General features: G+C 60.5%; 14 protein-coding genes. 6 read left to right on the top strand and 8 right to left on the bottom strand.

The annotated features are described in order from the left end of the window. Nucleotides 1–23: 23 nt before the first annotated feature. The 6 genes from KCX70_RS06700 to KCX70_RS06675 form a co-directional block, all read right to left on the bottom strand. Nucleotides 24–470: a nuclear transport factor 2 family protein gene (locus tag KCX70_RS06700; RefSeq protein ID WP_021208018.1), complete on the bottom strand. Its 447-nt coding sequence runs from the start codon at nt 468–470 to the stop codon at nt 24–26. A gap of 52 nt (nt 471–522) precedes the next feature. Further along, on the bottom strand, nt 523–1,323 hold the full coding sequence (locus KCX70_RS06695; protein ID WP_212619663.1) for an SDR family NAD(P)-dependent oxidoreductase: 801 nt from the start codon (nt 1,321–1,323) through the stop codon (nt 523–525). Between the two features lie 109 nt (nt 1,324–1,432). Continuing rightward, entirely contained in the window at nt 1,433–2,782 is a 1,350-nt protein-coding gene (locus KCX70_RS06690; RefSeq protein ID WP_126190607.1) for a DUF1329 domain-containing protein, read from the bottom strand. A gap of 134 nt (nt 2,783–2,916) precedes the next feature. Beyond that, a complete protein-coding gene (locus tag KCX70_RS06685; RefSeq protein ID WP_212619662.1) occupies nt 2,917–4,578 on the bottom strand; it encodes a DUF1302 domain-containing protein in 1,662 nt (553 codons plus the stop codon). 296 nt (nt 4,579–4,874) lie between these two features. Continuing rightward, entirely contained in the window at nt 4,875–6,365 is a 1,491-nt protein-coding gene (locus KCX70_RS06680; RefSeq protein ID WP_212619661.1) for an aldehyde dehydrogenase family protein, read from the bottom strand. Next, nucleotides 6,362–7,996, bottom strand: coding sequence for a GMC family oxidoreductase (locus KCX70_RS06675; protein WP_212619660.1), 1,635 nt, complete (start codon nt 7,994–7,996; stop codon nt 6,362–6,364). The genes KCX70_RS06680 and KCX70_RS06675 overlap by 4 nt, the downstream gene beginning before the upstream one ends. A gap of 415 nt (nt 7,997–8,411) precedes the next feature. On the opposite strand from KCX70_RS06675, the gene KCX70_RS06670 reads away from it, so the two are divergent. Then, nucleotides 8,412–9,032: a TetR/AcrR family transcriptional regulator gene (locus KCX70_RS06670; protein WP_003288903.1), complete on the top strand. Its 621-nt coding sequence runs from the start codon at nt 8,412–8,414 to the stop codon at nt 9,030–9,032. A gap of 137 nt (nt 9,033–9,169) precedes the next feature. On the opposite strand, the gene KCX70_RS06665 is transcribed toward KCX70_RS06670, so the two are convergent. Both KCX70_RS06665 and KCX70_RS06660 read right to left on the bottom strand, forming a co-directional pair. After that, nucleotides 9,170–9,949, bottom strand: coding sequence for a hypothetical protein (locus KCX70_RS06665; protein WP_003288902.1), 780 nt, complete (start codon nt 9,947–9,949; stop codon nt 9,170–9,172). A 197-nt stretch (nt 9,950–10,146) separates the two neighbouring features. Further along, nucleotides 10,147–11,073, bottom strand: coding sequence for a quinone oxidoreductase family protein (locus tag KCX70_RS06660; protein WP_003288901.1), 927 nt, complete (start codon nt 11,071–11,073; stop codon nt 10,147–10,149). A gap of 261 nt (nt 11,074–11,334) precedes the next feature. Between KCX70_RS06660 and KCX70_RS06655 the strand changes: the two genes are divergently transcribed. The 5 genes from KCX70_RS06655 to KCX70_RS06635 all read left to right on the top strand — a co-directional run bounded on the left by KCX70_RS06655 (nt 11,335) and on the right by KCX70_RS06635 (nt 19,100). After that, the gene (locus tag KCX70_RS06655; RefSeq protein WP_003288900.1) at nt 11,335–11,877 is read left to right on the top strand and encodes a glutathione peroxidase; all 543 of its coding nucleotides are present in this window, start codon (nt 11,335–11,337) and stop codon (nt 11,875–11,877) included. 239 nt (nt 11,878–12,116) lie between these two features. Continuing rightward, complete coding sequence (locus KCX70_RS06650; protein WP_212619659.1) at nt 12,117–15,680, top strand: indolepyruvate ferredoxin oxidoreductase family protein; 3,564 nt, start codon at nt 12,117–12,119, stop codon at nt 15,678–15,680. Nucleotides 15,681–15,845: 165 nt separating this feature from the next. Beyond that, a complete protein-coding gene (locus tag KCX70_RS06645) occupies nt 15,846–16,229 on the top strand; it encodes a MerR family transcriptional regulator (RefSeq protein WP_272876421.1) in 384 nt (127 codons plus the stop codon). After that, nucleotides 16,226–17,407, top strand: coding sequence for an isovaleryl-CoA dehydrogenase (locus tag KCX70_RS06640; protein WP_212619658.1), 1,182 nt, complete (start codon nt 16,226–16,228; stop codon nt 17,405–17,407). The genes KCX70_RS06645 and KCX70_RS06640 overlap by 4 nt, the downstream gene beginning before the upstream one ends. An 85-nt stretch (nt 17,408–17,492) precedes the next feature. Further along, nucleotides 17,493–19,100: a carboxyl transferase domain-containing protein gene (locus tag KCX70_RS06635; RefSeq protein ID WP_212619657.1), complete on the top strand. Its 1,608-nt coding sequence runs from the start codon at nt 17,493–17,495 to the stop codon at nt 19,098–19,100.

Here is a 19,100-nt window from a genome sequence, read left to right as displayed (position 1 = left end):
CCACACTCCTAAACAATGGGGGCTCAGCGCTCAGCCGCTTGAAGGCTCGGCCCGCCGACGTCGGCGACCGATACACCGAGCTTCTTGGCCAGATCCGCGGTATCGAGATATTCGCGCCAGGCCTTGATCAGGCCCTGCTCGTCGAGTTCGTAAACGGCCACCATCGAATGCGGCATCGGTTTGCCGCTGGACACGGCATAGTCGTCGCGCTCGGTCATGACCACGTCATCCGAAGACACGATCTGGCGGATCGTGCATTTGTTGTGGGTGACGTAGCTCATCTGCCGTTCGATCTCGCGCCTGAGCGCCTCGCGCCCCCGAATGACCGGCCCGCCCGGCACCCACAGTTGCCAGACGGCGTCCTCGGCCATCATCGAAATGATCCTGTCGAGCTGCGGGCGCGATTCGGCCGTGCCGTCGCCCCAGGCGTCGAGGAATTCGCGGATAAACGTTTCTTGTCGTATGCCCATGTTTGCTTCCCAGGAAAGGTGATGACGTCTCCCGCCGGAGGACGGGTGACGCTCAGAGATAGGCGCGTACCACCGGCACCATCGGCGTGGTACAACTCATGCCACCGTCGACTCGCATGAGCGCGCCGTTGACGTAGCTCGATTCGTCAGAGGCGAGGTAAACGGCCATCGCGCCGATGTCTTCGGGCAGGCCGAGGCGCGGCACGTTCTGGATATCCACAAAGCCCTGCACCATCTTGTCGTTGGCCCAGCCGTCGAGGGCGGCGGTGCGAATCACGCCCGGCAGGATTGCGTTGCAGCGCACGCCGCGCTTACCGAAGGTTGCCGCCAGCGTTTGCACGTACCAGTTCACTGCGGCCTTCGAAGCGCCATAGCTGAACTGGGCAACTTCACCGGCAATCGAGCTGGTCGACGAGGTGAAGATGATCGAGCCCTGCCCCTGCTCGAGCATGTGCGGCAGCGCGTGCTTGCAGGCGAGCACGCCGCCCAATACGTTGACGCGCATGTTGTCGTGGAACAGATCCTCGTTGAAATTGAGGAAGTCCACGTCTCTGGCGGTGTCGGGGTTCTTGTTCACGGCGTTGTTGAACAGCACGTCGAGACGGCCGAAGGTTGTCATAGCCGCCTCGACCATCTGGGCCAGATCCTCCTCGCGGCCCACATCGACCTTCATCCCTATCGCCTTGCCCCCCGCCTGGGAGATGTCTTCGGCGACGCGCTCGGCCGCGTTGGCGTAGAGGTCGGTCACCACGACCTGAGCGCCCTGCTTCGCGAACATCTGAGCGCATGCGCGGCCGATGCCGCTGCCTGCGCCGGTAATCAGCGCCACTTTGTTTTCCAGTCGATTGCTCATCACCAACGTCTCTCTTCTTTATTCATCTAGGCCACCCGTGACTCCAACGGCGGCAGCGATCGCCTGCCCCGCTTTCAGCGACGGCCACGGCACTCGCCCCGCGGTGTGTTCAGCGCGTCTGGCCGCCGGCTATGGTTTGTGGATTGGCTTCGCGCTCGGCGATCGGTTTGTCGCGATAGCGCGTCGGGCCGTTGCCGAACATGCCGTACTGGCTGCGGGTGAAGTCGTACAGCGAATAGGCGTCCTGCTGAGGATTGTTGGGAATGCCGTAGGCCTGGATGTTGTATTGGGCGCCGGCCCGGAACATTTCGCCGCTGTCGTCCCAGGCGTCGTAAACCGCTGCGCCAAAGGTGTCCTCGTCGATGTAGTAGCGGCGTTTGCTCTGCGCGTGGCGAACGCCCTCCTTGCGGGTTGCCTCGACCACCCAGACGCGGTGCAGCTCCCAGCGCTCGCAGTCAGGATTGATGTGGTTGGGCATCAGTTTGGTATCCATGTCGCAGCCCCACTTCAACTTGTAATTGCTGTAGGGAATGAACATTTCCTTCTTGCCGACCAGCTTCCAGTCGAAGCGATCCATCTTTCCCGAAAACAGGAAAATCTCGTCATAGAACGCCACGCCGCCAAAGGCCGAGTTGGGCGTGTCGTAATTGAATTCGGGCGCCTGACGGACTCGGCGCTGGCCGGTGGTGTAGCTCCAGGCGTAGCGCGAACTTTTCACCGGATCGAGGTAATCCCAGTACCCCGATGCCTGCCCGGCGGTACGGGCTGGCGCAACGACGCGCGACCATATGCGCTGCGCCATCGCCGGGTCACGACCGTCCACGCCAATCTGGTAATACGGTTTTTCACCGGTGGATTGATTGGTGTTAGTCAGCGTGGCGTGGCCCTGGTTGACGACATAGGCGCTGTGGTTCCAATCCCAACCGTTGACCCCCTGATAGTTGAGGATGTAGTTCCACATCACCTGCTCACCGCTTTCGGGCAGCGGAAAAGGCAAGCCACCCCGACAGTCTTCGGTGATCGAAAGGCCATCGTTGATGGTTTTGCATTCCGGGCTCTTCGCATTGCGCTCGGTGGCCGCCAGAAATGCCTCCGGGAATGCCGCGGTGCGGTGCGTCGGGTAGATGTCCATGTAATAGGTGTCGGGATACTGCTTGAGCAACTTCATTTGCCCCGATGAAAGCTGCTCGGCATATTCATCGGCGTTGGCTGCCGTTACCCGAAGCCGGGGCTTCTCGCCCTCGAACGGATTCGGCCATTGACCATCGCCGGGCTTCAGGCCTGCCGGTACTTTCAGGCCGCCGTCATAGGGCGGGATGGTGCCCGCTTCGTTGCCTGCGGCTATCGCACCGAATCGGGTCAGCTCATTGCCAAGGTCAGCGGGCGTATAAGGCGCTGCGAATGCTGACGCTGCGCTCATGGCGGCCAGCAACCCGGTCACAGATCGGTTGAAGAACATGTATACCTCCAGTCATCGTTGTTTTTGTCATCGCCTGGAAAGCGCGCCTGCTCGTCGAGCAAAGTCTCGGCAATGCCGGAAAAGCGCGCAGATTCGCGGCGGGCCTGCATGCAGGCCGACGCGTGGTGATCTATTCAGAATGCCGTGCTGAATGTGAGCGATAGCCAGTTACGGTCGGACAGGCCGATGTCGCCGCTGCCGCCGACGACGGTCTCGCCGACGCCGGCGATATCGTCGTAGTTGCGCTGGCTGCCATAGCCGATGTAAGCCAGGGTGAAGTCGTAGCGCTCGTCGAACAGCGCCTTCACGCCGACCTTGTAGGTGTAGCGGCCTTCGTTGCCGCCACCTATCGCGGCGTTGCCGGAGATGCCGTAATCCACGCTCATGGGCATGGACAGGTTCCAGCCGGGGAACACACCCAGCCACTGCGGCGTGAAGCTGAGCGCCGCGCCGACATAGTTGCGCGTGGCGCAACCCCATTCCTTGTCCTGCCCCGTTGCGCAGCCGCCGTAGCCTTCGCCGCGGAACAGACTCTCGTTATGGGTGACCTTGTCCAGATGGCTGTAAGCCATTTCGGCGATCAACGTGCCGGTGTCGAAATAGTCCGTGCGCGGCAACAACCACAACCCGTTAACCACCATATGCAGGGTGTCGCCACGCGCGCCCTGGTTGTCCGCCAAGCTGATGCCACTGGATATCAAGGGCGCATCCTTGCGGTAGGAAAGATCGATACCTACCGAAGCGCCGCCCAGCACCGGCCCCATCGACCAGCCCAGACCGTAAAGCTTGGTGTTTTCGGCGTACACATAGCGGGCGAAATCCGGCCCGACCTGTAGGCCCCACGGCGTGTAGTCATCGAATTCACGGTAGTACGCGCTGACCTCGGAATGCATGAAGTCCAGCCCGTAACTGGCCATTACGCCCCAGTTGCCGCTGTCGTCGGGTTCCAGCGGATCGACGATGGGACGCGCGAAACCCGGTGCAACCGGCAACTGGTTGGGGCCTTCGAGGGCGACATCGGCCGAGGCCAGATAGGTCCCGCCTTCCGGCGCCCGGGTGCTGTCCCACTCGAAGAAATATTGGCCGGCGACCGATAGCCGGTCGGTGACCTGTGCCTGGGCCGAAACCTGAGCCAGCGGCAGGAAGATTTCCCGTGTTTCGGTGCCCGGGTTGGCGAGCGCCTTGCGGCCATCCAGCGGTGCCTGGGAATACGACAACGCATGTCCCGCGATCAGGAGTCCGTTGCCCCAGTACACCGTATGCCGACCGGCCCGCACGCTGACGGGGGCGTCACCTACATAGAAGCGGGTAAACGCGAAGGCATCCAGCAGCTCGCCGCTGGGGCCATGGTGATAACGCTTGGTATGGCTCGAATATTCCCCACCGCGATAGCTCGGAACGCTCGCACCGGGAAACGCGCCTGGGTAGTACACCGCGCCCGAACCGGTTTCGACATCGGTATCGGAATACGCCTGGTCATACCAGGCTGCGCCGCTGATGCGAAAACCGTGGTAGCGCTTGTAGGCCAGCTCGAATTCGCTCATCAGGTCGACGCGATTGGTCACCACATCGCCGCGGTCGAACTTGGAGTCGGATTCGTCATAAGTGGCGTTGTTGGCCAATGCGTCATCACGACTCTCGGCACGAATACCCAGGTTGTAGCGTAAGGTGTTGTCCCAACGCATCGAGAGGTCGGGGTTGCCGAGATCGTATTGAGCCGCCTGCACCTGACTGCCGCAGACGAGAACCGCCGCCAGGCTCAGCGCCGAATTGGCAATTAACGTGGTCTTGAACATCACATTCTCCGTCGCGCCCATTGTTTTTATTGTCAGCTGACCTGCGCGCCCCTCTAGCCAGGGGCAGCTGCTTCAGTAGACGGGACGACTCACGGCGACACAACGAAACCGGCTATCGCTCAAATGCAAAGCGATATCGCTGAAACGCATCACTCATGCCTGCAAGCGCCACGGACGATCAGCGAGGGCGCAGCCGTTTGCTGGGCAAAAAAAAACGGCCCACAAGGGGCCGTTAATGAGCTATCGAAAACCGATCGGGATGGCGCCATGAACGGCGCCATGTGTTGCCGAACGCCTTATCGCCCGATGGGATAAATGATGGATTTTTCCTGGGTGAACTCTTTCAGCCAATCCGGGCCGAACTCGCGGCCGATGCCCGACCGCTTGAAACCGCCGATTGGCGCATAGGGCATCTTGCCGCCACCCCCGTTGATATAAACGCTGCCCGCGCGGATGCGTCGGGCCATTTGGTAGGCAACCGCGGCGTCGGCCGTGGCGACCGCGCCATTGAGGCCATAGCGCGAATCGTTGGCGATGGCGATGGCCTCTTCATCGGTATCGAAACCGATGACCACGCCCACCGGCCCGAAGATTTCCTCTTGGGCGATGGTCATGTCGTTGCGCACATCATCGAACAGGGTGATGTCGCTGAAGAAGCCTTTGTCCAAGCCCTGCGGGCGACCGCCACCGCATACCAGCGTGGCACCCGAATCGCGGCCACTGGCAACGAAATGCTCGACCTTGGCCCGCTGCGATTCATGAATCAGCGGACCCATCACCACGCTCGGGTCGGCCGGGTTGCCAATCTTTATCTGGCTGGCCACCGCCTTGGCCATTTGCACAAACTGCTCCCGGATGGAGTTGTGCACCAGAAAGCGCGTAAGCAAGGCGCAGCCTTGCCCGGCATTGACCGTCAGACCGGCAATGGCGCCCAGGGCCGTGCCCTGGATGTCGGCATCCGGCCGCACGATCAAGGCGGATTTACCGCCCAGTTCAAGGTGCACACGCTTCAGCGTCGGCGCAGCCTGAGACATGATGCTCACGCCCACCGATTCGGAGCCGGTGAACGAGACCATGTCCACCCGCGGATCGCTGCTCAGCAGGCTGCCGACCTCGACACCACCCGTGACAATATTCAGCACACCCTTGGGTAAACCGGCCTGCTCGGCAATTTCACCGAACAGCAGTGCCGAATAAGGCGTGAACGGCGACGGTTTGAGCACCAACGTATTGCCCGCCAGCAGCGCCGGGAAGATCTTCGCCAGATTGAGCAGAAACGGGAAGTTATAGCCGGTGATGCCTGAAACCACGCCGATCGGTTCGCGCTCGATGCTGCCGCTGCCAAGGATCATCGGCCCGCCCGGGTTGAACGGATTGGGCGTTGCTTCCACGGGAATCTGCTGCGTCGCGTCGTGCAGCGACTGGTCGATGGCTGTGAGCACATGAGCCAGCGGCATATCGACCTGCATCGCATAGGTAACACCTTGCGCGCAACCGACCTCGGCGATGATCAGCGCGGCGATTTCCTCCCGGCGCGCCACCAGTGCGCTATGCATACGACGCATGTAGTTGGCACGTTCGGCCATGCTCAGCCACGGCCATGGACCGCTGTCGAACGCATGGCGCGCGGCGGCAATGGCGGCGTCAGCACTGGCGCTATCGCCCACCGGCGCTTGGCCGATCACCTCTTCGGTGGCGGGGTTGAGCACGGCTTCGGCCGGACCGTTTGCCGAAACCCAGGCGCCGTCGATATAGAGCTTGTTCAGCTGCGTAAATGGAATGCTCATGCCGCTACAGCTCCTTTGGTTATGCCAGTGAAAGCGGTTCCAGTGATGATTTCAGCGGCGCGCATGGCAATGACCATCGCCGGTGCATTGGTGTTGCCCGAGACCAGGCTCGGCATGATCGAGGTATCGACGACGCGGACACCCTCGACCCCACGTACCTTCAGCTCGGGATCGAGAACCGAATCGCTGTCCGCGCCCATCCGGCAGGTGCCGGAAACATGAAAAGCGGTCTGGCCGAAACGGCGGAACGCGGCGAGGATTTCCTCATCGCTTTGCACCTGCGGTCCCGGCGTCAGCTCCTGAACGATGAATGATTTAAGCACCGGCTCGGCAGCCAGACGGCGAATCCAGCGCAGCAGCGAGATGGCGGCGACCCGATCGGCCTCGGCGGTGAGGTAGTTGGCGACGATCTTCGGCGGCACGGCTGGATCGGCCGACTGAATGGTGATTTCGCCCTGGCTCTGGGGATGCATGAAATAGCCGCCAATGGTCAGGCCGGGTTGCTTGTCGATCACCACCGTCTTGCCGTCGCCGTCCATGGAATACAGGCTGACGCCGATCTGCGCATCCGGGCGATCCAGACCCGGTCGGGTCCTCACGAAACCGCCCGCCTCGTGCGCGGCGTGGGTCATCGGGCCTTTTTTACTGAAGAAATATTGCGCCACCGAACGCAGCAGGCCCAGGCCTGCGAAACAGTGATTCAGGCTGCCGCTGGTAACCCGATACTGCACCGCCATATAGACGTGCTCACGCAGGTTGCGACCTACGTTTGGTGAGTCCTGCACGAGCGCAATGCCATGCTGCTTCAACAATTCTGCCGGCCCGATGCCGGACAACTGCAACAGCTTCGGCGACTCGATGGCGCCCGCGCACAACACCACTTCCCGGCTGACCGCAAGACGCTGAGCTCCATCCTTGTCACGCACATGCACGGCGACCGCGCGACGCTCCTGGAACTCGATGCGCTGGACGTGTGTACCAGTCATCACGGTCAGGTTGGGACGGCCACGAACCGGATCGAGGAAGGCTTTGGCCGCACTGAAACGCTGACCCTTCCAGGTGGTTTGTGGCTGATATCCAAAACCACCCTGGCTGACTGCATCTACATGATTGGTATCTTCGACGCGAGCGGTTCCAAGGGTATCGGCAGCGTTGATGATCGCTTCGCACAGCGGATCGCCAGAAGGATGCACCGTGATCTTGAGCGGCCCGCCAGCGCCACGCCACTGGGAAGCGCCGAGCTGGTGATCCTCCAGCGCGACGAACTGCCGGCCAATATCTGCCCAACCCCAGCCGGTGCAACCCTGCGCTTCCCAGCCATCGTAATCGGCCGGCGCGCCGCGCACGTAGACCATGCCATTGACCGAACTGGAGCCGCCGATGGCCTTACCCTTGAGCCACAATTCGGTGGCCATGCCTTCACCGCGCGAGGCCTGGTAGTCGTAAACATGCGGGTTTCCGGGTATCAGCAGTTTGCCGATGCCGCGCGGCATTGCGATCAATGGGCTGGTGTGGTCGGGGCCGCTTTCGATGAGCAGTACCGAGGCGCTGGGGTCGGCGGATAGCCGGTTGGCCATCACACAGCCGGCAGAGCCGGCACCGACAATGATGTAATCGTAGGATTGGCTCATTGTTATTCTTCTGTCGTTTGAATGGGTTGAATGTCGCGATCTGCTTGATGCGTTCTATTTCACGGATTGGGGCGTTGCCGAAGCAAGCACTTCGCTGGCCGATTAGCCGGCCGCCCCCCTGCCCTCAGCCGCTCAACAGGTAACGCTCAACAACTAACCGAAGCGGCTTGATCGACGCCCATCTGCAAGACCCCGGTGCTTGGGGATGAGAGAAAGGTAGGTTTCGACTGAAGAATCCACAACGGACAGAATTCCCGATCTGTTCGATTTCGCCGCACAGGGACGACTGTTGCGCTCGCTCAATCGAACAAGCCTTGTCCGCGGTGAAGCGCACGTGCCAGTCTCCATGCTCATGCCAGCTACGCTTACAGGTACTGGCGCCACGACCGACAAACACACTTCGCAGAGGTAAAGGATGAAGCAGCACATCTCTGCTGTGCCGGAACGACCGACCAAGCCCGACATGGCCAGCAAGCGCCACGCGTTACGCACACAGCGAACCCGAGAGCTGCTTCTGGACGGGATGTATCGATTGGCGTTGGAAAAGGATTTTCGGGACATCTCGGTGCAGGAACTGCTCAGCCATACCGGGGTAGCACGCTCGACGTTTTATGCACACTTTCGTGACAAGGAAGACTTGCTGGTGGCCGGTTATGAGTCCATCGGCCTGCCGCAAACCCGCGCTTGCGATGTCGCCGGGGAAAAACGGATCGTGCTCGATGTTTCAGCATGGCTGTTCAACGCCACCGAGCGGCATGCAGCCCTGACCACCTCATTCTTCAACAGTCCTTCACAAGCGATCGTTCTTGCTCACCTGGAAAATTTGCTACTGATTCTGGTGCGCGAGCACTACCGCAAACATGGCATCTACGAGTGCAGCGGATTGCGCGGAGAGGTGGCGGTGCGCAGCTTCGTGGGCGCGCTGATCGGCACATGGCTGTGGTGGGTGCGTCATGACTACCCTAGTTCGGCCAACAAAATGACAGAAGCATTCGATAGCCTGATGAACAACGGCACCTGGCCTGCCGCCGACTGACCTGTCGGGCCAAGGCATCGCAGCTCGCAATCACGCGATGCCCCGTAGCAGTGATGATCGCCGACGCCGGACAATAAAAGCACAAAGACGCGAACCGCGTGCCGCCGGACATCCCACACCAGAAGCGGCAGGCAATGTTACTGGCGCAATCCTCTGGCGATTTGGTCGACTTCGGCAATCGTCGACCGCATATAGCGTTCAGCCCCGTTGGGCGCCCAATTTCCGTCCTGTTTGAGGATCACGCCGCGGACGAACGAGTACTCGCGTGCCGCATGCTCAAGCGCCTCGGCAAGTGCCGGATGGCCGGCCGACAAACGCTCGAACGCATCGATTACTTCGTGATCGAGTTGATGGGTTTTCTCGTCTCTCAGTATCCATGTTTCGGCGCCAAGACGATTGAACGACGCGATCTGATAGTTCACCAGCAATTCGCCCATAGCGCGGCTGATGGCGTGTAGTTTTCCAAGTTCACCCAGAGGCTCGTCACCCTGCAGCTGGGCGTAATGGGCATCCAGTAAGGCTTGCAGATGTGCGTGCGACTCGATTACCGGCAACAACCTACGTGAATAAGAGGGTTCGGTAGAGCGTAGGGCCGCGCTGGTTTGGGGTAACTCGTCAGTATCATCGAGGCGTGTTTGCAGGCGCTGCACTTCATCTATAACGTCCGCAACGCCCAGACTTTTGGCCAGGCTTCGCAAGCGGAGGATTCTTTGTTCATAGCCCTGCTTGTTACGCAACTCGTAGGGGCTTCCGTTCTGATTGAAATACACCAATGCATTTGCGCAGGTCAGAAAGGCCAGGGATCGGAGTTCCTGGGTCGTCTGCAGCTCTTGCTGTATGCGCCCGGCTTGAGCCGGCACGGCAATAATCAAAAACAACATGAGTATTGCCGCTCTATTCATCCTGTGGATATCCATTGTCGCTCCCTAAGTTTTCCACCGCTTCGAGCTGACCGCCAGGCAGCGCCCCTGGTCAGGATTGGGCCGGATTGGTACACGAGTGCCGCCGCCATAGTCCGGCTAGCTGGGCGCCCCGTCACCGCCGTACCCATCAAGCCGAACCAGAGACCACGATGCTCGGCCGGCTAGCGCGAGGCGGCCGGCCGTACATTGGCTCAGCGGCGCACGCTCGCCGTGATTTTCGCATGCGGGCCAGACACCTGCGCAGCCCAGGCCTCGGCGGCCTGGTCGAGGGTGTAGTCGACGTAGTCGATCTGGATTTCCTGCTCCCTCGCGATCTTCAGCAGACGCAGCCAGATTTGCTCGCGGTCAGCGGGCGGGCGCTGGCCCGTGCCAATGCACGACAGCGAACGGAACAGCAGATCGGCAATGTCGAGATCGAGCTTGCGCCCTGCCCCGGTGCCGATGGTCATGATCCGTGCGCCCCAGTTGGTAGCCTTCAAAGAGCTAAGCATGGGTTGGCCGCAAACCAGATCCAGCACTACGTCGAACCCACCGTCGCCTGCGTCTTTCAGTGCCGCAACATCATCGGCGCCGCCCAACGTCACCACGTCATCGGCGATGCCGCGCGACTTCAAGCGCGTCAGTGCCTCGGCAGAGCGTGCCGCACCCACGACCTTTCCGGCGCCCATGCCACGAGCCAGCTGCAGCGCGATCTGGCCAAGGGTGCCGGTAGCGCCGAGCACGAGCACTTTTTCGCCTTTCTGGATTTGCGCCTTTTCCAGCGGCACGATGGCGCCGGTCCCGGCGATACCCATGCTGATCGCGGTTTTGTCATCTACGTCGTCCGGAACGTTCCAGACCTCCGCAGCCGGTACCAGCGTGCGCTCGGCCCAGGCACCGAACGGCAAAACCGAACGCTCGCCGAAATACACTCGACGGCCGTCTTCCGCGCGACCGACACCTTCGCCACGAATCACACAGGGATACTCGACCCCGAGTCGATAAGCGCCGAGCACGTCCCAACCGCCCAGGCCGGCAGTGTCGACGTCAATCATGACGGAGCCTTGCTGCGGCTCAGGTTCGCGAAACTCGCCTACTACCGGTGGAGCATTGCGCTCGGAAATGATGGCTGCACGCATGCGAATCTCCTTCTTGTTTGTCTTGTTGTCGGGGTTGAAGCCAGGGTATTAGTTGAACATTTTAACGTGTTTTGTCCAGCAATAATTCCGTTATGGAACCGTGGCGCCGGCTTCGCACTATCCCTCGAATGACCACAAAGCGGGCAGACCTACTCGACTACCAGATAATCTGTGCACTTTTTGTGAATTTGTATCGTTATTCTGCTTTTCTCCAGTAATCTTCGTCTAGGCTGAAAATTTCATAACAGAAGGAGGACATCCATGGCTTCAATCTTCGATATCCCGGTGCAATCCAATGATGGCCAATCGCTTACGCTGGAGCGCTACAAAGGCAAGGTATTGCTGGTCGTCAATGTGGCGTCCAAATGCGGGCTGACGCCACAGTACGAAGGGCTTGAAAAGCTCTACGAAGACAAGCGCGAACAAGGCTTGGAGGTGCTGGCGTTCCCCGCCAATAATTTCAAGGAGCAGGAGCCGGGCAGCGACCAGGAGATCAAGGAGTTCTGTACCTTGACCTATAACGTGCAGTTCCCGCTTTTCGCCAAGGTGTCTGTCGCCGGCGAGGATCGTCATCCGCTCTATGGGGAATTGACCGCCGCCAAGCCAGACGCTACCGGTGAAGGTCCCATGCGAGAGCGGCTCGCCGGTTATGGCATCCAGACCAACGCTGCCCCGGAGGTGCTCTGGAACTTCGAGAAGTTCGTCATCGGTCGCAACGGCCAGGTGGTGGCGCGTTTCTCGCCGGATGTCAGCCCGGATGACCCACGCCTGCAACAGACGATAGAAGCCGAACTGGCCAAGTAATAGCGAATTGGGTGATCGCCGCAACGGCGGTCGCTCGTTATCCAGGCGATTCCGCTCAGCCAATCGCTCCATCCCTGCGGCTTCGTTATCTCCCCTCTCCTGCGTCTCCTGATATCTGTTTATCTGATACCAGATAGCCGATTTTATCGTTTTACGATATTTACACGTAAACAGATAATCTGTTCAAATCATTCGCGCCGCCATGTGCCGCGTAGACAAGAACAATCTGGAGGTTGGCCGTGAGCAAAACCCCATCGCTGGACGACAAGTACGTTCAGCAGACCGGCAAAGTCCTAATGACGGGCATCCAGGCGCTGGTGCGTCTGCCGTTAATGCAGCGTCAGCGCGACCTTGAGAATGGGCTCAATACTGCAGGCTTCATCTCTGGCTATCGCGGCTCGCCCCTCGGCGGGTTCGATCAGGCGCTATGGAAGGCTCGTGACCATCTGAAGGAACACCACGTTCACTTCCAGCCAGGCGTCAACGAAGACCTGGCGGCCACCTCGCTGTGGGGCACCCAGCAGGTCAACATCTTCGAAGGCGCCAAGTACGACGGCGTGTTCGGCATGTGGTACGGCAAGGGTCCGGGCGTCGACCGCTGTGGCGACGTGTTCCGCCACGCCAATGCCGCAGGCACCTCACGTTTTGGCGGTGTGCTGGCGATTGCCGGTGACGACCACGGAGCCAAGTCTTCATCCCTGCCGCACCAGACCGAACACATCTTCAAAGCCGTCATGATGCCAGTGCTGGCACCATCTGGCGTGCAGGAATACTTGGACTACGGCATGCATGGCTGGGCCATGTCGCGCTTTTCCGGTTGCTGGGTTGCGCTCAAGGCGGTGGCCGACACCGTAGAAAGCGCCGCCATCGTCGACGTCGATCCTCATCGCGTGCAGCCGATCATCCCCGACGTGCCGATGCCGGAAGGCGGCGTGAACATCCGCTGGCCGGACCCGCCGCTGGATCAGGAAAAGCGGCTATTCGAGCATAAGGTTTACGCCGCGCTAGCCTACGCCCGCGCCAACCGCCTCGACCGTATCGTTGTCGATTCGTCCAAGGCGCGCCTGGGCATCATCACTTCTGGCAAATCGTATCTCGACGTGTGCCAGGCGCTAAAGATTCTTGGCATCGACGACGCGCTCGCTCAACAAATCGGGCTGCGCATCTACAAGGTAGGAATGATCTGGCCGCTCGAGGCCGAAGGCGTGCGGCAGTTTGCCGAGGGCCTGGAAGAAATCGTGGTGGTCGAAGAAAAGCGCCACATGATCGAGTACCAGCTCAAGGAAGAACTCTACAACTGGCGCGAGGATGTGCGCCCCGTCATCGTCGGCAAGTTCGACGACAAAGGCGAATGGGCCAGGCCACATACCGACTGGTTGCTGCCGGCCATCGGCGAGCTCACGCCCGCGCAGATTGCCCGTGCGCTGGCGCGGCGGATATTGCGGGTCTATCAGGGCGGTGAGTTGCAGGTCCGCCTGGCTGTCCTGGAAGCGCAACTGTGCAGCAAGGGCCACTTGGTCAACCTGATGGATCGCGTACCTCACTACTGCTCCGGCTGCCCGCACAACACCTCGACCAAGGTTCCCGAAGGCAGCCGAGCGCTGGCGGGGATCGGTTGCCACTACATGGCGGCCTGGATTTACCCGCAAACCCAGACATTCAGCCAGATGGGGGGCGAAGGCGTAGCGTGGGTCGGCCAGGCGCCCTTCACTGCGACCAAGCATGTGTTCGCCAATCTCGGCGACGGCACCTACTTCCACTCCGGGCTGCTGGCGATCCGCGCGGCTGTGGCTGCCAAGGTATCGATCACCTATAAGATTCTTTACAACGACGCGGTAGCGATGACCGGTGGCCAGCCTGTCGACGGTACGCTCAGCGTGTCGCAGATTTCGCGTCAGTTGGCCGCAGAGGGCGTGACCAAAATTGTGGTGGTCAGCGACGACACGGACAAATACGAGCATGTAAAAGACCTCGCCCCTGGCGTTCCGGTGTATCGCAGAGACCACATGGACGACGTGCAGAACGAGATGCGCGAGTTCAGCGGCGTCTCGGCCATCATTTACGACCAGACCTGCGCCGCCGAGAAACGGCGCCGGCGCAAGCGCGGCAAGTTTCCGGACCCTGCGCGCCGGGTGGTGATCAACGAGGCCGTCTGTGAAGGCTGCGGCGACTGCAGCAGCAAATCCAACTGCATGTCCGTGGTCGCGGTGGAAACCGAATTCGGGCGCAAGCGCGAAATCGACCAGTCCTCCTGCAACAAGGACTTCACCTGTCTGTCTGGCTTCTGCCCGAGCTTCGTCACGGTCGAAGGCGGCAAGCTGCGCAAGCCCAAGGCATTGGCGGAAAACCCCGAGGACCACTGGGAGCTGCCACAGCCCGCCCCACTGGCGCTGGATGAGCCCTATAGCATTCTGGTCACTGGCGTTGGTGGAACTGGCGTGGTCACTATCGGCGCCCTGCTCGGCATGGCTGCCTTCATCGAAGGCAAGGGCGCGCTGAACCTCGACATGGCCGGCATGGCGCAGAAAGGAGGTGCGGTGTGGTCGCATATCCGCATTGCCGCTCAGCAGGATCAGCTTTTCGCCCCGCGCATCGCCGAGGGCGAAGCTAGCCTGCTACTGGGCTGCGATCTGGTGGTCAGCGCCAATACAGAGACGTTGTCGAAGATGCGCCAGGGCGTGACCCACGCAGTGATTAACAGTGAAGAAAGCATCACCAGCGCATTTGTCCGTACCTTTGCCTTGCAGGCGGAAAGCGGCGACCTCGAAGCACACCCGGACCCGCGCTTCCAGACTGCCAATATGGCAGCACAAATTCGCGAAGCCGTAGGCGACGGCCAGGCGACGTTCGTAGACGCCAGCAAGCTCGCCACTGCGCTGATGGGCGACTCGATCGCGACCAACACGTTCATGCTGGGTTACGCCTATCAGAAAGGCTGGCTGCCGGTGGGCGAAGCGGCCCTTATGCAGGCAATCGAATTGAACGGCACAGCCGTAGAATTCAACCGCAACGCCTTCGTCTGGGGCCGTCGCGCAGCGGTCGATCTGCTGCGCGTGCAATACAAATTGGAGGCCGGCAAGCTCCAGAACCGCGATCAGCAACTCTCGCAGTCGCTGGAGGAGTCCATTGAACGGCGTAGCAGCTATCTCACCGACTACCAGAACGCGGCACTGGCCAAGCGTTATCTGGATCGCATCGAGCAATTCAGAACCAAGGAAACGGCGCTCGTTGGCCTGCCTGGCGCGCTCACAGCAGCGGTGGCCCAATACTATTTCAAGGTCCTAGCGATCAAGGATGAGTACGAAGTGGCGCGGCTGTTCACCAACGGCGACTTCCTGAAAAAGATCGAAGCCACCTTCGACGGCGATTACAGCCTGCGCTTTCACCTCGCGCCGCCTGTGCTCAGCAAGGCTGAGCCCGGCACTGAGCCAGCTAAGAAGAGCTTCGGCCCCTGGATGCTCAAGTGTTTCAAGCTGCTGGCCAAGCTGAAATTCATGCGCAACACCTGGGTCGATCCTTTCGGCTACACCCATGAGCGCAAGGTTGAGCGGCACTGGCTGCAAAGTTACGAAGAGTTGCTTGACGAACTCCTAACTGCGGTAACGGCGGACAATCTCAGTCTGGCTGTGAAACTGGCCGAGCTGCCAGATGCGGTACGCGGCTATGGCCCGGTCAAGGAACGCTACCTCTCGCATGCCGAGAGCCGAAAATCGCAGCTTCTGACACAACTGCGCTCCGGCTCGAACTTTTATGACGCAAGCCAGCCCGGGACATCGAAACGCATCGATGCTGTCCAGCTTTGATGCGGTGCCCGGCCTCAAGCGAAGCCGGGCGACCCAACATTTAGTGACAACCGGATGGGCTGGCGACTGCCGTTTCCGCCGATACCAGCAGACGTTAACGTGAAGGACAGGTAGTCACGAGTGAACATACCCGACGTATTCAGCATTTCCGAACTGGCTCGCGAGATGACGGTGACCACTCGTGCCATTCGCTTCTATGAGGAGCAGGGCTTGCTGCTGCCCGAGCGACGCGGTCAGACGCGCCTCTACTCGCAGCGCGATCGGGTAACGCTACAGCTGATCATGCGCGGCAAGCGCATCGGACTGTCGCTGTCAGAATGCAAGGAATTGATCAGCATGTACTGCCCGGCCGGCGGCAACAGCATGCAGCTGAGCCGGTTGCTGGAAACGATCTCAAACAGGCGTCAGCAGCTCGATCAACAGGTGCTGGACATTCAAAAGATGCAGGCCGAACTAGACCTTGCGGAACAACGCTGCCGGCTGGCTCTGGAGCGAGCCAGCGGCGTTTCCAAAGGAACCAACAATGACAATAGGAGAGCTGGACCATGAGTGGTTTGCCCGGATTGGATTTTTTCCTCGGTGAGGAAATTGACATGTTGCGCGATTCCGTTGCCGGTTTCGCTGCAAAGGAAATCGCCCCGCGTGCTGAGGAAGCAGACCGCACCGATCAATTTCCGATGGACCTTTGGCGCAAGTTCGGAGACATGGGTCTGCTTGGCCTGACCGTTTCAGAAGAATATGGCGGCTCCGGCATGGGTTACCTGGCGCACATGATCGCCATGGAAGAAATATCACGCGCCGCTGGCGGCATCGGCTTGTCCTACGGCGCCCACTCCAACCTCTGCGTCAATCAGATCAACCGCAACGGCAGCGAGGCGCAAAAGCGCCAGTTTCTACCCAAGCTGATTTCAGGCGAGCACATCGGCGCGCTGGCCATGAGCGAACCCAACGCCGGTTCCGATGTGGTTTCGATGAAGCTGCGCGCCGATAAGAAAGGCGACCGCTACGTGCTCAACGGTACCAAGATGTGGATCACTAACGGCCCCGATTGCGATGTGCTGGTGGTGTACGCCAAAACCGATCTGGCTGCCGGCCCCAAGGGCATGACCGCTTTCATCCTCGAGAAAGGCGCCCCCGGTTTCTCGGTTGCGCAGAAGCTCGACAAGCTCGGCATGCGCGGCTCGCACACTGGCGAACTGGTGTTTCAGGATGTCGAGGTGCCGGAAGAGAACGTACTGGGCGGTGTTGGCGAAGGCGTCAAGGTGCTGATGAGCGGCCTCGACTACGAACGCGCGGTACTCAGCGGCGGACCACTGGGCCTGATGCAGGCAGCAATGGATGTGGTCATTCCCTACATCCACGACCGTAAGCAGTTCGGCCAAAGCATCGGCGAGTTCCAGCTGATCCAGGGCAAGGTTGCCGACATGTACACCACTCAACAAGCATGCCGCGCTTATCTGTACGCCGTGGGCAAGCACCTCGATGCGCAGGGCAGTGGCCATGTTCGCCAGGTTCGCAAGGACTGTGCCGGCGTCATCCTTTATGCGGCTGAAAAGGCGACCTGGCTTGCCGGTGAAGCGATCCAGATCTTGGGCGGCAACGGCTACATCAACGAATTCCCAGTCGGGCGCCTGTGGCGTGACGCCAAGCTCTACGAAATCGGCGCCGGCACCAGCGAGATTCGTCGGATGTTGATCGGCCGCGAGTTGTTCAACGAAACCAAATAAAGCGGCTGCAGGCTGCGGGCTGCAAGCTACAGGTAAACTGCCTGCAGCCTGCAGCCCGAGGCCTGTAGCCAGGACGGAGTCCGTCATGGCTATCCTGCATACCCAGATCAACACCCGCTCGTCTGAGTTCGCCGCGAACCGAGAAGCGATGCTTGCCCAGGTTAACGATTTGCACGCCGTCCTCGGTCGCATCCATGAGGGCGGCGGCGAGAAGGCGCAGCTGCGACACACTTCGCGCGGCAAGTTGCTGCCACGCGAGCGCATCAACTGCTTGCTCGACCACGGCTCTGCATTTCTTGAGATCAGCCAGCTTGCAGCGCACGACGTTTATGGCGAAGAGGTGCCCGCCGCCGGATTGGTCGCCGGCATCGGCCGCGTCGAAGGCGTAGAGTGCATGATCATCGCCAACGATGCGACGGTGAAAGGTGGCAGTTATTACCCGCTCACCGTAAAAAAGCATCTGCGCGCGCAGACCATTGCGCAGCAGAATCACCTGCCATGCATCTATCTGGTGGATTCCGGCGGCGCCAACCTGCCGCGTCAGGACGAGGTATTCCCTGACCGCGAGCACTTCGGCCGCATTTTCTTCAACCAGGCCAACATGAGCGCCATGGGTATCCCGCAGATTGCCGTGGTGATGGGTTCCTGTACCGCTGGTGGTGCATATGTGCCGGCGATGGCGGACGAAGCCATCATGGTGCGCAATCAGGCGACCATCTTTCTCGCCGGCCCACCATTGGTCAAAGCCGCCACCGGTGAAGTGGTGACAGCCGAAGATCTGGGCGGTGCCGATGTGCATTGCAAGACTTCCGGCGTGGCCGACCACTACGCCGAGAATGATGAGCACGCCCTTTCGCTGGCTCGCCGCTGCATCGCCAACCTCAACTGGCGCAAGCGTGGGGAGGTGAACAGTCGCGCACCGATTGCACCGTTGTTCGATAGCGAAGAGCTCTATGGCGTCATCCCCGCCGACGCCAAGCAGCCCTTCGACGTACGCGAGGTGATCGCCCGCCTCGTCGACGGTTCGGTGTTCGATGAATTCAAGGCGCTATACGGCAGCACGCTGGTCTGCGGCTTCGCGCACATACAGGGCTATCCCATCGCGATCCTGGCCAACAACGGCATCCTGTTCGCGGAATCAGCGCAAAAAGGCGCTCATTTCATCGAACTGGCATGTCAGCGCGGCATTCCGCTGGTGTTCCTGCAAAACATCACCGGCTTCATGGTCGGCCAGAAGTACGAGGCAGGCGGCATTGCCAAGCATGGCGCCAAGCTGGTGACCGCGGTGGCCTGCGCCGAGGTGCCAAAGTTTACGGTGATTATCGGGGGCAGCTTTGGTGCGGGGAACTACGGCATGTGCGGCCGCGCCTATGACCCGCGTTTCTTGTGGATGTGGCCCAACGCGCGGATTGGCGTGATGGGGGCTCAACAGGCCGCCGGCGTGCTGGCTCAGGTTAAGCGTGAACAGGCCGAGCGCAGCGGGCAGACGTTTTCGGCTGAAGAGGAAGCCCAGCTAAAACAACCGATTCTTGAGCAGTACGAGCATCAGGGCCATCCGTACTATTCCAGCGCGCGGCTGTGGGATGACGGCGTGATTGATCCCGCGCAAACCCGTGATGTGTTGGGACTGGCGCTGTCGGCATCCCTCAATGCACCAATTGAGCCGACCCGCTTTGGCGTGTTTCGAATGTAA

The organism is Stutzerimonas stutzeri (genome assembly GCF_018138085.1).
Taxonomy (GTDB): domain Bacteria; phylum Pseudomonadota; class Gammaproteobacteria; order Pseudomonadales; family Pseudomonadaceae; genus Stutzerimonas; species Stutzerimonas stutzeri_AI.
Note: the sequence above shows the minus strand (reverse complement) of the source record. Positions and strands in the feature narration are given on the sequence as shown.